Source organism: Enterococcus mundtii (assembly GCF_002813755.1).
In the GTDB taxonomy this organism is placed as follows: Bacteria; Bacillota; Bacilli; order Lactobacillales; family Enterococcaceae; genus Enterococcus_B; species Enterococcus_B mundtii.
Genome location: NZ_CP018061.1, coordinates 479064 through 493818 on the forward strand (window position 1 = coordinate 479064; position 14755 = coordinate 493818).

Annotated in this window: 15 protein-coding genes; 11 read left to right on the forward strand and 4 right to left on the reverse strand. The window is 39.9% G+C overall.

The genetic code is table 11. From position 1 onward, the window contains the following. Window positions 1-85: 85 nt before the first annotated feature. Window positions 86-430 carry a DUF3899 domain-containing protein gene (locus tag EM4838_RS02240; protein ID WP_071866642.1) on the reverse strand — a complete coding sequence of 115 codons (345 nt, stop codon included), beginning with the start codon at window positions 428-430 and terminating at the stop codon, window positions 86-88. Window positions 431-510: 80 nt separating this feature from the next. Here EM4838_RS02240 and opp3b point away from each other — a divergent pair, with 80 nt between their 5' ends. The 5 genes from opp3b to EM4838_RS02265 are packed head-to-tail and all read left to right on the forward strand — an operon-like array spanning window position 511 to window position 5532. Continuing rightward, window positions 511-1452 (forward strand): oligopeptide ABC transporter permease, encoded by a 942-nt coding sequence (opp3b, locus tag EM4838_RS02245; protein ID WP_019722500.1) that lies wholly within the window; start codon window positions 511-513, stop codon window positions 1450-1452. Beyond that, window positions 1453-2496, forward strand: coding sequence for an ABC transporter permease (locus EM4838_RS02250; RefSeq protein ID WP_019722499.1), 1044 nt, complete (start codon window positions 1453-1455; stop codon window positions 2494-2496). A gap of 5 nt (window positions 2497-2501) precedes the next feature. After that, window positions 2502-3584, forward strand: a complete 1083-nt coding sequence (locus tag EM4838_RS02255) for an ABC transporter ATP-binding protein (RefSeq protein WP_019722498.1) — start codon at window positions 2502-2504, stop codon at window positions 3582-3584. Then, a complete protein-coding gene (locus tag EM4838_RS02260) occupies window positions 3559-4512 on the forward strand; it encodes an ABC transporter ATP-binding protein (RefSeq protein ID WP_071866641.1) in 954 nt (317 codons plus the stop codon). The genes EM4838_RS02255 and EM4838_RS02260 overlap by 26 nt, the downstream gene beginning before the upstream one ends. A 12-nt stretch (window positions 4513-4524) precedes the next feature. Further along, window positions 4525-5532 carry an RNA-guided endonuclease TnpB family protein gene (locus tag EM4838_RS02265; RefSeq protein ID WP_071866640.1) on the forward strand — a complete coding sequence of 336 codons (1008 nt, stop codon included), beginning with the start codon at window positions 4525-4527 and terminating at the stop codon, window positions 5530-5532. A gap of 142 nt (window positions 5533-5674) precedes the next feature. Here the strand turns inward: EM4838_RS02265 and EM4838_RS02270 are convergent, their stop codons facing one another. Continuing rightward, entirely contained in the window at window positions 5675-6496 is an 822-nt protein-coding gene (locus tag EM4838_RS02270; RefSeq protein ID WP_010736144.1) for an NUDIX domain-containing protein, read from the reverse strand. Window positions 6497-6587: 91 nt separating this feature from the next. Further along, the gene (locus EM4838_RS17100; protein WP_010736143.1) at window positions 6588-6866 is read right to left on the reverse strand and encodes a hypothetical protein; all 279 of its coding nucleotides are present in this window, start codon (window positions 6864-6866) and stop codon (window positions 6588-6590) included. Window positions 6867-7143: 277 nt separating this feature from the next. Here EM4838_RS17100 and metG point away from each other — a divergent pair, with 277 nt between their 5' ends. Together metG and EM4838_RS02285 are read left to right on the forward strand one after the other, a co-directional pair. Continuing rightward, window positions 7144-9153 carry a methionine--tRNA ligase gene (metG, locus tag EM4838_RS02280; RefSeq protein ID WP_010736142.1) on the forward strand — a complete coding sequence of 670 codons (2010 nt, stop codon included), beginning with the start codon at window positions 7144-7146 and terminating at the stop codon, window positions 9151-9153. Between the two features lie 339 nt (window positions 9154-9492). Continuing rightward, the gene (locus EM4838_RS02285; RefSeq protein ID WP_071866639.1) at window positions 9493-10254 is read left to right on the forward strand and encodes a Fic family protein; all 762 of its coding nucleotides are present in this window, start codon (window positions 9493-9495) and stop codon (window positions 10252-10254) included. 40 nt (window positions 10255-10294) lie between these two features. Here the strand turns inward: EM4838_RS02285 and EM4838_RS02290 are convergent, their stop codons facing one another. Further along, window positions 10295-10888, reverse strand: coding sequence for a hypothetical protein (locus tag EM4838_RS02290; protein ID WP_019722494.1), 594 nt, complete (start codon window positions 10886-10888; stop codon window positions 10295-10297). Window positions 10889-11056: 168 nt separating this feature from the next. On the opposite strand from EM4838_RS02290, the gene EM4838_RS02295 reads away from it, so the two are divergent. From EM4838_RS02295 to rsmA, 4 genes are all read left to right on the forward strand, one after another. Continuing rightward, window positions 11057-12379 (forward strand): APC family permease, encoded by a 1323-nt coding sequence (locus EM4838_RS02295; protein WP_071866638.1) that lies wholly within the window; start codon window positions 11057-11059, stop codon window positions 12377-12379. A gap of 136 nt (window positions 12380-12515) precedes the next feature. After that, window positions 12516-13292, forward strand: a complete 777-nt coding sequence (locus EM4838_RS02300) for a TatD family hydrolase (protein ID WP_071866637.1) — start codon at window positions 12516-12518, stop codon at window positions 13290-13292. After that, the gene (gene rnmV / locus EM4838_RS02305) at window positions 13285-13854 is read left to right on the forward strand and encodes a ribonuclease M5 (RefSeq protein ID WP_071866636.1); all 570 of its coding nucleotides are present in this window, start codon (window positions 13285-13287) and stop codon (window positions 13852-13854) included. The genes EM4838_RS02300 and rnmV overlap by 8 nt, the downstream gene beginning before the upstream one ends. After that, window positions 13847-14731, forward strand: coding sequence for a 16S rRNA (adenine(1518)-N(6)/adenine(1519)-N(6))-dimethyltransferase RsmA (gene rsmA, locus EM4838_RS02310; protein ID WP_071866635.1), 885 nt, complete (start codon window positions 13847-13849; stop codon window positions 14729-14731). The genes rnmV and rsmA overlap by 8 nt, the downstream gene beginning before the upstream one ends. The last annotated feature ends 24 nt before the right edge of the window (window positions 14732-14755 follow it).

A 14755-nucleotide genomic window follows, 5' to 3' on the forward strand; every position in this document is an offset into this window, starting at 1 on the left:
TAAAAAGAAAAAAGAGCGTCTGGGATGTTTGACAAATCCCAGACCTCTCAATTTTCTGATCCTAGTTATTCTTTTGGCCGTTCATTTAGACAAGTGAGATGAGCGCAAAGACAATCGAAAACACAAGCAAAATTCCAGCGATGATCAGCCAAAAGGTATACATACCGTAGCTGACCGAAGATAGGGAAGTAAATTCTGGTTTTTCCTTCCGGTTTCTTGTTCGTGCTAAGTGAAACGAACGTTGAAAGTGATCAAAGAAACCTGAGGAGAACACCCATAAAAATCCGCCGATAATCAAAAACGGCAACGCACATAAAAATAAATCATTGGATAATTGAAGAAGGGTCAACTGATCAGTCAAAACATTTTTAAGTAACACGAGGACGATCACTAAACCGGCAAACAAATAAGGACGATATTTTTTTTTCATTATTTTGCTCCTTTATCATTGGTTCATTAAATAATGTAGCGAAACATTGATCAGAAGTCAAAAGCTAGGGGGAAACATTCGTGAATAGTTATATAAAATATGTATTAAAACGCGTCTTCTTTATGGTGATCACACTATGGTTGATTGCAACCATCACATTCTTTTTGATGCAATTATTGCCTGGTACACCTTACACAAACCAGGAACGTTTAAGTCCTGAAACAATTGAGATGTTGAACAAACAAGTTGGTTTGGATAAACCAGTCATCGTTCAATATGGGATCTATCTTTCTAATTTGATCCAAGGAGATTTTGGTATCTCTTTCCAATTCAAAAACCAACCAGTTGCTAACTTATTAGCAGGACGAGTAGGACCTTCATTACAGCTTGGTCTACAAGCAATCATTTTCGGAACTTTCTTTGGAACGATCCTAGGAACAATCTCAGCAATGAAACAAAATACATGGGTCGATACGTCTTCTACATTAGTCGCGATCTTAGGACGTTCTATCCCTAACTTTGTTTTTGCTGTATTGTTACAATACATTTTTGCCATCCAATTTCGTGTATTGCCGATCGCAAAATGGGATGGGTTCATGTATACGATCTTACCAACGATTGCACTAGCCATGTCGCCATTAGCTGACTCTGCCAGATTCATCCGAACAGAAATGGTCGAAGTCTTGCATAGTGATTATGTCGAATTGGCTCGAGCAAAAGGTTTGAGTCGTTGGGAAATTGCCTTTAAACATGGTCTACGTAATAGTTTGATCCCGTTGATGACCTTGTTAGGCCCATTAGCAGTGGCTTTGATGACCGGTTCATTAGTTGTTGAAAATATCTTTGCTATTCCGGGGATCGGTGAGCAATTCGTTAAGTCGATCACAACAAATGACTATCCAACGATCATGGCTGTTACGATTTTGTATTCATTTATGTTAATCTTAGTTATTTTAGTCGTGGATCTATTGTACGGACTAGTTGATCCGAGAATCCGAGTTTCTGAAGGGAGTCGAAGCTAGATGGAACTGATACCAAAACGCTACGAAACAATTGCAGAAATTCCTGCAGATGAATTTTTACCGTTACAAAAAAACACAGAAGAAGAACGTGAAAAAATCGAAGCTCCTTCACTGAATTTTATCCAGGATTCTTGGCGTCGATTGAAGAAAAACAAAGCGGCAGTTATTTCCATGGGATTACTGATCGTGATCATCTTTATCTCGATCATCACGATTTTCGTTTCACCCCATGATCCAACCGCTCAAAATGTCGATTACATCAACTTACCACCACGTATTCCTGGTATCAATATCGACGGACTAAACGGAAAAGCAATGGTTGCTGGTGAGTTAGTCGATAAATATGCGCAAGCCAATGTTCCTGCAGATGTGAACTACTTTTTAGGAACAGATGGTCTAGGTCGTGATGTGTTAAGTCGTTTGTTCATGGGAACACGTATCTCTCTACTGATTGCCTTCATCGCTGCGTTACTAGATGTAACGATCGGTGTTGCCTATGGTTTGATCTCTGGTTTATTAGGTGGTCGTGTGGACAATGCGATGCAACGTTTCTTAGAGGTCTTATCTGGTATTCCTAACTTAGTCGTGATGATTTTGATGTTGGTCGTCTTTGAACCAGGGATCTTCTCGATCGTGGCAGCGATGGCGATCACGAACTGGATTCCGATGGCTCGGATCGTCAGGGCGCAAACATTGAAATTAAAAGACCAAGAGTATGTGTTAGCAGGAATGACATTAGGTGAATCCAAATGGAAGATCGCCTTCAAGCATATCTTGCCAAACATTTCGAGTGTGATCATCATCCAAATGATGTTCAGTATCCCATCAGCGATTTTCTTCGAAGCTTTCTTAAGTTTCATCGGCCTAGGCTTGACACCACCTTCTGCTTCACTGGGAACGATGTTGAGTGATGGATACAAAACATTCTTATACTTGCCGTACCTATTATGGATTCCGGCAGCAACTTTATCGGTGATCATGATTGGTTTCAACTTATTAGCAGATGGCTTACGTGATGCCTTTGATCCTAAAATGAAAGAGTGAGTACGATGACGAAAATTCTTGAAGTAAAGAACTTACAAATCTCCTTTGATACCTATGCTGGAAAAGTCCAAGCAATCCGAGGCGTCGATTTTCATTTGAACAAAGGTGAAACATTGGCAATCGTTGGCGAATCCGGTAGTGGGAAATCTGTAACGACTAGAAGTATCATGCGTTTACTATCGAGTAACGCATCGATCGATTCTGGTGAGATCTTATTCAAAGGACAAAACATTGTTGATAAAACAGAAAAAGAAATGCAAAAGATTCGTGGGAAAGAAATTGCGATGATCTTCCAAGATCCGATGACTTCATTAGATCCAACGATGACGATTGGTAAACAAGTAGCAGAATCTTTACGTAAGCATAATAAAGTATCGAAAAAAGAGGGGCAAAAAGCCGCTTTAGAATTATTGAATCTTGTAGGGATCCCGGAGGCTGAGAAACGCATCCATAGCTATCCTCATCAATTTTCAGGGGGACAACGGCAACGGATCGTGATCGCGATCGCGTTGATATGTTACCCAGAAATCTTGATTGCAGATGAACCAACGACAGCCTTAGATGTGACGATCCAAGCACAGATTTTAGAGTTGTTGAAAAAAATCCAATCAAAAATCGACACGTCGATCATTTTTATCACCCATGATCTTGGTGTCGTAGCGAATGTTGCTGATCGAGTAGCAGTGATGTACGGTGGAAAAATCATTGAAGTGGGGACATCTGAAGAGATTTTCTACAATCCACAGCATCCGTATACGTGGGGCTTACTTGGCTCTATGCCTACATTGGAAAGTGGCAATGACCGCTTATATGCAATCCCAGGTTCTCCACCGGATTTATTGAATCCGCCAAAAGGAGATGCCTTCTATCCACGAAATGAATTTGCATTGAAAATCGATGCGGAACAAGCACCACCGTTTTTCGAACTATCACCAACACACCAAGCAGCTACTTGGCTATTAGCCCCACAAGCGCCAAAAGTGACACCGCCAGAAGAGATTCAACGGCGCTGGGCGATTTTTCAAGAAAAGCAAAAAGCACATGGCCAAGGGGGATTGAACAATGAACAAAAAACTGCTCGAGGTTAAAGGCTTAAAACAGTATTTTAATGTAGGAAAGAAAAATGAAGTCCATGCGGTGAATGATATCAGTTTTCACATCTATGAAGGAGAAACATTCGGCTTAGTTGGCGAATCTGGTAGTGGAAAGTCAACCACAGGCCGAACGATCATCCGTTTGAATGAACCAACGGGTGGCGAGATTTTATTTGATGGGCAAGATGTGACGAAATTAAAAGGAAAAGAAGCCATGACGAAGTTTCGTCATGAAGTCCAAATGATTTTCCAAGATCCATATGCTTCATTAAATCCCAGAATGAAAGTACGAGATATCATTGCAGAAGGAATCGATGTCAACGGACTAGCTAAATCACCCGAAGAACGTGCAGAAAAAGTCAACGAGTTACTAAAAACAGTTGGCTTAAATCCCAGCCATGGCACACGCTATCCTCATGAATTTTCAGGGGGACAACGCCAACGGATCGGGATTGCACGAGCATTAGCAGTCAATCCGAAGTTTATCATTTGTGATGAACCAATCTCTGCCTTAGACGTATCGATCCAAGCCCAAGTGGTCAATCTTTTACAAGATTTACAAAAAGAGCAAGGATTGACTTACTTGTTTATCGCGCACGATCTATCCATGGTGAAACATATCAGTGACCGTATTGGTGTGATGCACAATGGCTTGTTGCTTGAGATGGGAACCAGTGAAGAAATCTATAATCATGGAGTGCATCCATATACGGAAAGCTTACTATCAGCGATCCCATTGCCTGACCCTGATCATGAACGCCAACGTCGCCGGATCAAGTATCAACCTGAACCAGACGATGGACAAATCCGTACGTTACGCGAAATTGCTCCTGAACATTTTGTATATGCAACAGAACAAGAAGTTGCTTATTATGCGAAAAAATTAAAACGGCAGAAAGAAGCCTTGCTAGTCGCAAACTAGGGGGAGAAGCCGATGCTAAAAGCCTTTAAATTTCGAATCTATCCCACTGATTCACAAAAACAGTGGTTGATCCAAACATTTGGTTGTGTGCGTTTCACTTACAATCATTTATTAAAAGCCAGACAGGCGTATTATTTAGAAACACAAGAGATCGATTATACGCTGACACCAGCTTCTTTAAAAAAGCAATATCCGTTTTTAAAGGAAGTCGATAGTTTAGCCTTAGCGAATGCCCAATTAAACTTGGATCGTGCATTTCGTAATTATTTTAAAGGACGCGCAAGCTTCCCCAAACTAAAAAATAAAAAAAGTATTTGGCAGTCGTATACGACGAATAATCAAAAAGGAACAATCTATTTAGAAGAAACATACCTCAAATTGCCAAAGCTAAAAGAGAAAATTCGCATCCATGCACATCGTCCGATTGAAGGAACGATTCGTTCAGCGACGATCTCTTCTCGATACAACGAGATCTTTTATGTCTCCTTGCTCTGTGAAGTTCCCCAAAAGACGATGAGAGCGTCAAACAAATGGATCGGGATAGCCTATGATCCAGATCGTCTAGTGGAGATGTCCACACCGCTTGACATCACGATCCCTAAATTCAAACAAGTGGATCAACAGCTCCTGCGGGCAAAGAGAAAGCTTGTGATCAAAGGGCGATCAGCACAGCATCGACGAACACACGTTGAAAGAGTAAAAAATTATCAAAAGCAAAAAAGGAAAATCAAAGACCTTTATTTAAAACAAAAATTTCAACGAGAAGACTATTTGGAACAAATTTCAGGAACGGTGATCCGTCATTATGATTATTTGTTTGTCGAATCGATTTCAGCAGATTGTCCGGAAGGTGATTTTTCTATCCAAGACTGGCACAAGCTATTAGCAAAGCTCCAATATAAATCGCAATGGTATAGCAAAAAGTTAGTATTGATCGATATGAAAGAACAAACAAATCCTTCCACAAACAAAAAGAGTCTGGAATTAGTTGAAATCGGGAAGCAAGTCCTTTTTGAATAAAAAAACTGGTAGGGGCGCCAGGGTTCGCCTTGCTAATAAAAAACATCTATTGTTTTTGTTTCTAGGAATTTCTTTCAGAGAAGCTCACTAATTATGACAAACCAAAAAAGAGGAGAAGAGCATTCATGCCCTTCACCTCTTTTTATTCTGTATGTCCAGGTTTTAATTGATAGATCTTTGAGGGGCGTCCGATACCGACAGGACGTTCACCGATTTCATCGAAGTATTGTAACATGGCTTTTTTGAAATTGGAATGATCGATCATTTTAAAATCGATCCCTAAGAATTTAGCGAATACTTTGCGTGCTTCAGTGATCGTGAAGTCTTTTCCTAGAACTTGAAGCACTTGCGGTTCATGTTCCATTTTATTGACGACACGGTTGAAGGCTTTGACAATGATCTCGCTATGGTCAAAGGCTAATGTGTCTTTGCCAGAAGACTCGCTCGTCGTCAAGTCCAGAGTGATTGCTACATCCCCACTCGATAGATGCAGTTTGTTTGCATTGCGTTCAAGTGAAAACCACTGCACTTCTTTGGCATCATCTCCAGCGATCAAAGGTTCTTCACCGATAAAGGCGAGATAGCTGACTGTCACGACCCAGCCACGAGGATCACGATTCGGTGTACTGAAGGTATGCAGTTGTTCAATGTTTTCTTCGGATATGATGACGCCTGTTTCTTCTTTTGTTTCTCGCAAGACGCTGGCACCTGTGGATTCGTTTTTTTGGACGAATCCTCCGGGAAGTGCCCAAGAATTTCGGTAAGGATGGCTTTTACGTTGGATAAGTAAAACTTTTAATTGATCTTCTTCTTTGTTGTAGCAGAGTAAAACGATATCGACTGTCAAGGAAGGTTTTTCATATTCAGGACGTTCTTGGTCTTGGTACCAAGATAAGAAATCAGTTTCAGAGGCCTCTTGTTCATAATATGTTTTTTCTTCTTCTTTTGAATGAAAATGTTCCACTTTCTCACCTCCTGTGATGTTAAGGTACTTTTTACTTTATTGTAGCAGAATCTTCCTGAAAACCAAAGATTTCTAGACAAATAAATCGAACTCAGAGTTGAAAAAGAAACGGTAAGAGTAGATTAAATAGGAAGAAAAGCAAATAAAAAGGGAGAAGCTTCTGTTTTTCTTCTCGAATCGCGAAAAAGCCACAGAGGACGATATACCCTGCTAGGATCACTCGAAGGATCAAAGTGAGCAAAAGAAACGTATTTAATTGTCCATGCAAATTGAAATAACCATACAGATGTAAATAGTAAAAACTAAATAATAAATGGATGAGAGAAAGTAAAGCAATGCTGATAATCATTCGTTTGTGTTTTTTTGTCATTAGTCTCAAAACCTTTTCTTATATGATATTGCTTATTATAGCATGTTTGTAAAGTAAAAATGAGAGAGTAGATGATCCTGAAGAACAAGGAGTGAGAGTGTGGGTAGAGAATGAAGTGGATCATCACGATAACGTAGGTTCTTTATAAATGTTTTCTTGAAGGGAAAGGACATCTTTACATTTCGGGAGTTATCAAAAAAAGCTAACAGCGTATTCATTTTATGGTATACTAGCAAGGAAACGAATTCGCACCATGCGATAAAGGAGGAAGTACCCCATGGCAGAAAAGGAAACTTTTTATATCACTACGCCCATCTATTATCCAAGTGGCAAACTGCACATTGGCAATTCTTATACAACGATTGCATGTGATGCTGTTGCACGTTATAAACGTTTGATGGGCTTTGATGTGTTTTATCTAACTGGGGTAGATGAACACGGACAGAAAATCGAGAAAAAAGCAGAAGAATTAGGCGTAGAGCCACAGGAATATGTAGACAAAATGGCTGCAGATGTCAAAAAACTGTGGAAAACATTAGATATCAGCTACGATAAATTCATTCGCACAACTGATGATTATCATAAAGCAGCAGTTCAAAAAATCTTTGATCGTTTGCTTGAACAAGGCGATATTTACTTAGGTGAATATGAAGGTTGGTATTCTGTCTCAGATGAGGAATTCTTTACAGAAACTCAACTTGCAGAAGTATACAAAGATGAAGACGGCAAAGTGATCGGCGGGAAAGCGCCAAGTGGTCATGAAGTTGAGCTAGTCAAGGAAGAGTCTTATTTCTTCCGTATGAGTAAGTATGCAGATCGCTTGTTGGAATACTACGAAGAACACCCAGAGTTTATCCAACCTGAATCACGTAAAAATGAGATGATCAATAACTTCATCAAACCTGGTTTAGAAGATCTAGCAGTTTCACGGACGACGTTCAGCTGGGGAATCAATGTCAAAAATGATCCGAAACATGTAGTGTATGTCTGGATCGATGCGTTGTCGAACTACATCACCGCACTGGGTTACGGTTCAGAGGACGATCAATTATTCCAGAAATATTGGCCTGCAGATGTCCATATGGTTGGAAAAGAAATCGTTCGGTTCCATACGATCTATTGGCCGATCATGTTGATGGCATTAGATATCCCATTGCCGAAGAAAGTCTTTGGACATGGCTGGTTATTGATGAAAGACGGCAAGATGTCTAAATCGAAAGGTAATGTCGTTTATCCAGAAATGCTTGTTGAACGCTATGGCTTAGATGCTTTGCGTTATTACTTATTGCGTGCAGTACCATTTGGTTCAGATGGCGTATTTACACCAGAAGACTTTGTGTCACGTGTGAACTACGATTTGGCGAACGACTTAGGGAATCTCTTGAATCGAACGATTGCAATGATCAATAAATATTGTGATGGCATGGTTCCTGACTATGCGTCATTAGTGACACCGTTTGACAGTGAGTTATCAACAACGGCTGCGAATGTGGTAGGTCGTTATCATGATGCAATGGAAAAAATGGAATTCAACACTGCATTAGCTGAAATCTGGGTATTGATTTCTCGTGCCAACAAATATATCGATGAAACAGAACCTTGGGTCTTAGCAAAAGACGAAGAGAAGAAAAAAGAGTTAGAGAGCGTGATGATCCACTTAGCTGAATCGCTACGTATCACTGCGATCCTCTTGCAACCGATCATGACAGAAACACCAACTAAAATCTTCAATCAATTAGGGTTGGATGCCGAGACGATGAACCTTGAAGGATTACACTTCGGTGAATTCCCATCTGGGACAAAAGTCGTTGCAAAAGGTACACCGATTTTCCCACGCCTAGAGCTGGAAGAAGAAATTGCGTATATCCAAGCAAAAATGTCAGAAGGTACTCAAACAAATGAGGACTCTGTCAAATGGGACCCAGAAGAAACAGAGCTTGTTTCGACCAAAGAAAAACAAATCAAGTTCGATGTATTTGAAAAAGTCGAATTAAAAGTAGCAGAAGTCATCAATTGCCAAAAAGTCGAAGGGGCAGATAAATTATTGCAATTCCGTCTAGATGCAGGAGATGACCAAGACCGTCAAATCTTGTCTGGTATTGCCGAATTTTATCCTGATCCAAGTGAATTGATCGGCAAAAAATTAGTGATCGTTGCTAACTTGAAACCACGCAAAATGCGCGGGCTGATCAGTCAAGGAATGATCCTTTCAGCAGAAGCAGCTGATGGTTCACTACAAGTGATCGAAGCACCAAAAGGTATGCCAAACGGTTCTGAAGTTGGCTAATCAATGACTGTAAGAACTATTCTAAGCAAATAAGCTTAGAATAGTTCTTTTTTGATAGGCTTACTTTTCGTGGATCTATAAAAATAAAACTAACGAGGTTGTGCGAACACCGTTTATTTGTTTTTAGGGGGTACGAAAGGACGAATCTCCTCGGCTTTTTTATAACTTTGATTGAGTGACAAATTTTTTGGAACTGCAGTATTAAACCATTCATTCATGTTACAATAAGAAAGAAAAGTGAGTAAGTAAACGATCCAAGCCGAATGAGCAGGTCATTGGCTTAGCTAGCGCTTGATAAGAAATAGGATAACTATGCTATCTATTGGAAGGAGACGAAAGATGAATGTGGCTGAGTTAGATTTAGTTACCCGATTTGTACTGGAAAAAAAAGCAAATCTGCATGGCGGAATTTACCATTTGACGCAAGTAGAAATGGCGTATAACTCCAATCGAATAGAAGGGTCGAGAATTTCTGAGAAGCAAACCGCCTTAATATTTGAAAATAATATTCTCCCTCCTGCTGAAAGTGGCGAGGCAACGAAACTAGATGATATCAAAGAAACAGAAAATCATTTCAAAGGTTTCGATTACGTGATCGATCATATCGAAGAACCGTTATCGAATGATTTTATCAAAGAACTACATCGAATTTTGAAACGAGGAACAACTGATGAAAACAATCCGCTAACACCTGTCGGAGAATTTAAACTTGTTCAAAATATGATTGGTTTTGGTTATGATGAGGTTGAAACCACAGCACCCGAGGAAGTAACTGAAAAAATGACGGAATTACTTGCTCACTATGAGAACTCAAAAAAACAAAGCTTAGTTGAAATTGCAGATTTTCATGTGAAATATGAACGCATCCACCCATTTGCAGATGGCAACGGACGTACGGGACGTTTGATTATGTTCAAAGAATGCTTGAGGCACAATATCATGCCTTTCGTGATCAAAGATGTCCATCGTGAGTTCTACTACAGAGGTTTAAGTAATTGGGGAACCGAGAATGGTTATTTACTTGATACTTTAGGTATGAGTCAAGATATGTATGAACAGTTTTTAAAAAAAATGAAATTCACAGGATCGGTTCATCAATAAAATAGCTTTATAGATAAATAAAAAAGTCGAGCGATGATAATCATCGTCCGACTTTTTTTAGTTTTAGCCGTTGTTTGACTTTCGTTGGCAATAATGCTGCGACGATTGAAAATGGAATACATAGAATATACCAAGCAATCAGGCGGCTATTGCCGTAACGTGCATAAATCTTGGTCAATAGCGAGTGAAGGATCACCAGCCCTAGGAGCAAGCTGATCGCAAAGAACCATCTTGTATCCCAATCAGTCAAGTGGCGCAAGGCGTTCATAGCTAAAGGATAGCCGTAGAAAAAAATCCCGACCATCGTGACGCGCCAATTTTTGACGATCGTTTGAACATTCAATAGTAAAAAGATGATCGATAGTAAAAAAGCAATGGGCGGAAACAAGCCGACGAGAAAGGAATAGACGATTCCCCACAACAACATCCCAGGCCCTTTGATCAAGGCGGCAATGAGAAGAAAACCAGCCATCAATAGCAATTGCTGTGTCAATGTCGCAATTGTTAGCCAGCCAAATAAAATCAACAATAACCAATGTAGCTTGGATTGTTTTTGTTCTTTTTGTGGAAAGAAAGTAGTACCTTTATCTTTTAGATAAGATGCTAGTTTTGGATCGATCGATTGAAAATCCATAGGGTACCTCCTGACATTTCAAGTAGCTTCATTCTATAAGAAGTAAGACAAGAATACATCCGTCTTTAGAGGGATATTTTCACTACAAATTTCTGAAAAGAATGGTAAAATGAAAAGTTCTCGGGTATACTGAAAAAACTAAAAAAGAAATACGAAATGAGGAAGAGGATGAAGGGGAAATTAAAACGCGAGATCAATTTGTTTGGTGCATTATCCACAGTAATGGGAACTGTGATCGGCGCCGGCGTCTTTTTTAAAACAGCAGCGGTAGTGGCAAGTACACAATCAACAAGTTTGACGTTACTCGCGTGGTTGTTAGGGGGATTCTTAACGATCTGTGCGGGGCTAACAGTCGCTGAATTAGCCACTGCCATTCCTGAAACAGGTGGAGCGGTCAAGTATATTGAAGCAGCTTACGGTAAGTTACCAAGTTTTTTGTTAGGCTGGGCACAAAGTTTGATTTACTTTCCAGCCAACATTGCGGCATTATCGATCATCTTTGCAACACAGCTGATCAATCTCTTACAGCTATCTCCTGATTATTTATTAGTGATTGCTATTATTACAGCACTTTCTATCACTGGATTGAATCTGTTAGGGACCAAAGTTGGTGCGTACGTTCAATCGATTACATTGGTAGTCAAGTTGATCCCAATTGCAGTGATCATTATTTGGGGGCTTCTGACACCAGGACAGGGTACTGTTCAATTATTTCCAGTAGAAGCCGGACAAGGTGTTTCATGGGCAGAAGGACTTAGTGGTGCTTTGTTGGCGACGCTTTTCGCTTACGATGGCTGGTTAGGTGTCGGAGCCATGGCTGGAGAAATGAAACGTCCAGAAAAGGATCTACCAAAAGCGATTATTTTAGGATTGAGTTTTGTGACATTCGTTTATCTATTGATCAACTTCGTCTTTTTAAAAACATTACCGATTGATCAAATTGCTGGGAACTTGAATGCTTCATCTGATGCGTCAGCAGTCATCTTCGGTGAACTAGGAGGGAAAATCGTTACGATCGGTATTTTGATCTCTGTCTACGGCGCATTGAATGGTTATACGTTGACTGGGATTCGTGTGCCATATGCCATGGCATTAGAAAATGAATTACCGTTCAGCAAACAGTTGACAAAGCTTTCAAAAAACTTTACCGTCCCTTATGTCCCTGCGTTGTTCCAATTAGCGATCGCCTGTATCATGATGAGTTTAGGGTCGTTTGATTTTCTGACGGATATGTTGATTTTTGTCATGTGGCTATTTAGCTTATTGATTTTTATTGGCGTATTTATTTTAAGAAAGAAAGCACCAGAGATGCCTCGTCCATATAAAGTACCATTGTATCCTGTGATACCGATCATTGCGATTTTAGGAGCCATCTTTATTTTAGGGATGACACTGATCACACAAACGAATTTGGCATTGATCGGAATCTTAGTCACATTGTTAGGTATACCTGTGTTCTACTACAAAAAAAGACAAACTGAAAGTAACTAACTTATAATGAAAAGACAAGAAGTGAATCAAGTCATTTCTTGTCTTTCTTTGTACGATATCTCATGTTTTTTAGTCTTTGAGACTTCTTTAACGCCTGCTTATATGCTAAAGTAATGAATGAAAAGGAGAGATAAAGATGATATTTGATTCTCATACTCATTTGAACGCGGAACAATTCAATGATGACATTCCTGAAACGATCCAGCGTGCAGAAGAACTAGGTGTGACTAAAATGGCCGTCGTAGGCTTTGATACACCGACGATCGAAAAGTCCTTGATGCTTAGTCAAGATTACCCAAACATTTATAGCATCATTGGTTGGCATCCTACCGAAGCTGGTAGCTATACGAAAGAAATCGAAAATAAACTTCAAGAACAATTGACTTTACCAAAAGTGGTTGCTTTAGGGGAAATCGGACTGGATTATTATTGGATGGAAGATCCAAAAGAAGTCCAAGATAAAATTTTTAGAAGACAGATCGCCATCGCAAAAGAGATGAACTTACCAATTAGTATCCATACGAGAGAAGCATTGGAAGATACTTATAAGGTTTTAAAAGAAGAGGACATTCGCGACATTGGTGGGATCATGCACAGCTTTAGTGGTGATTATGAATGGGCACAACGTTTCCTTGATTTAGGGATGCACATTTCTTTCAGTGGTGTCGTCACTTTCAAAAAGGCGTTAGATGTGCAAGAAGCAGCGACAAACGTTCCATTAGATCGTCTATTAGTGGAAACAGATGCTCCATATTTAGCGCCAATGCCCTATCGAGGAAAAAGAAATGAACCAGGGTATACTCGTTACACAGTCGAAAAGATCGCTGAACTTCGTCAACTGCCAATGGAAGAAGTAGCGGCACAAACATGGAAAAATGCCCATCGTTTATTTGGATTATCAGAGCATGACTAAGTTAAAGATCCAAGAAATCATTGTTGTCGAAGGGAAAGACGATACGAGAAGGCTACAAGAAGTGGTTGAAGCCGACACGATAGAAACGATTGGTTCAGCGATCAATGAAGAAATCTTGATGCAGATCGAACATGCACAGGAAACTAGGGGAATCATTATTTTTACGGACCCAGATTTCTCAGGTGAGAAGATTCGTAAAACAATCATGGAAGTGGTACCACAAGCAAAACATGCATTTTTGCCAAGGAACCAAGCCGTACCGAAAAAAAAGGGAAGCTTAGGAGTCGAACATGCGAGTGACGAAGCGATATTAGAAGCGTTGAAAAAGGTCGTTACGCCAGTCGATGATGAGACCCAAGTACCAGAGATCACTAGACAAATGCTTGTTGCGTATGGATTGATTGCCGGACCACAAGCAAAAGAAAAGCGTGAGATGCTAGGCGATGAATTACGCATTGGCTATACAAACGGAAAACAATTGGAAAAACGGTTGAACATGTTCCGAATTACGTTAGCTGAGTTTAAGCAGGCAATGAAAAAAGTGGAGGATCATTATGAGTGAATATCGGGATATTGCAACACCCACTAGAACAAAAGAAATTTTATTGAAGCACGGCTTCTCCTTTAAAAAGAGCTTAGGACAAAACTTTTTGACAGAGCCGAATATCCTTCGGAAAATCATTGAAACTGGTCAAATCGATCAGCAGACTAATGTCATTGAAGTAGGACCAGGAATTGGTGCATTAACAGAGCAAATCGCGCGTCATGCCAAACAAGTAGTCGCATTTGAAATCGACGATCGATTGATTCCTGTCTTGGCAGATACCCTTTCACCATATTCGAATGTAACAGTCATCCACCAAGATATTTTGAAAACTGATTTGGCAGAGGCAGTCAATACTCAATTCAACGAGCAGTTACCATTGAAAGTGGTGGCTAATTTGCCTTATTATATTACGACACCAATCATGATGCACTTTCTTGAATCAGACGTAGTGGTTGACGAAATGATCGTGATGATGCAAAAAGAAGTAGCTGATCGTATTTCAGCTAAACCCGGAACAAAAGCATATGGCTCTTTATCGATTGCTGTGCAATATTATATGGAAGCAAGTTTGGCGTTTATTGTGCCAAAAACAGTATTTGTACCACAACCAAACGTGGATTCAGCCATCTTGAAATTGACAAGACGCGCAACACCAGCAGTTTCCGTAACGGACGAAAAAGCCTTTTTCCGTCTGACAAAGGCTGCGTTTCAACAGCGTAGAAAAACTTTATGGAATAACTTGCAACATGCCTATGGGAAAGACGAAGAAACAAAAAGTTGGTTAACTGAAAGTCTAACGGAGGCAGGAATCGATCCGAAAAGACGAGGAGAAACACTTTCTTTAGGAGAATTTGCTGCTTTGAGCAATGCCATGGAACATCTAAAAAAATAAAATGAGGAATAGAAGGCTGAAAAA

Bases quoted from the DNA above. Each gene is read 5' to 3' on its own strand.
- EM4838_RS02240 (WP_071866642.1), bottom strand. From the start codon at position 430: ATGAAAAAAAAATATCGTCCTTATTTGTTTGCCGGTTTAGTGATCGTC.
- EM4838_RS02295 (WP_071866638.1), top strand. From the start codon at position 11,057: ATGAAGGGGAAATTAAAACGCGAGATCAATTTGTTTGGTGCATTATCC.
- EM4838_RS02285 (WP_071866639.1), top strand. From the start codon at position 9,493: ATGAATGTGGCTGAGTTAGATTTAGTTACCCGATTTGTACTGGAAAAA.
- EM4838_RS02300 (WP_071866637.1), top strand. From the start codon at position 12,516: ATGATATTTGATTCTCATACTCATTTGAACGCGGAACAATTCAATGAT.
- EM4838_RS02260 (WP_071866641.1), top strand. From the start codon at position 3,559: ATGAACAAAAAACTGCTCGAGGTTAAAGGCTTAAAACAGTATTTTAAT.
- EM4838_RS02265 (WP_071866640.1), top strand. From the start codon at position 4,525: ATGCTAAAAGCCTTTAAATTTCGAATCTATCCCACTGATTCACAAAAA.
- EM4838_RS02290 (WP_019722494.1), bottom strand. From the start codon at position 10,888: ATGGATTTTCAATCGATCGATCCAAAACTAGCATCTTATCTAAAAGAT.
- EM4838_RS17100 (WP_010736143.1), bottom strand. From the start codon at position 6,866: ATGACAAAAAAACACAAACGAATGATTATCAGCATTGCTTTACTTTCT.
- metG (WP_010736142.1), top strand. From the start codon at position 7,144: ATGGCAGAAAAGGAAACTTTTTATATCACTACGCCCATCTATTATCCA.
- rsmA (WP_071866635.1), top strand. From the start codon at position 13,847: ATGAGTGAATATCGGGATATTGCAACACCCACTAGAACAAAAGAAATT.
- rnmV (WP_071866636.1), top strand. From the start codon at position 13,285: ATGACTAAGTTAAAGATCCAAGAAATCATTGTTGTCGAAGGGAAAGAC.
- EM4838_RS02255 (WP_019722498.1), top strand. From the start codon at position 2,502: ATGACGAAAATTCTTGAAGTAAAGAACTTACAAATCTCCTTTGATACC.
- EM4838_RS02250 (WP_019722499.1), top strand. From the start codon at position 1,453: ATGGAACTGATACCAAAACGCTACGAAACAATTGCAGAAATTCCTGCA.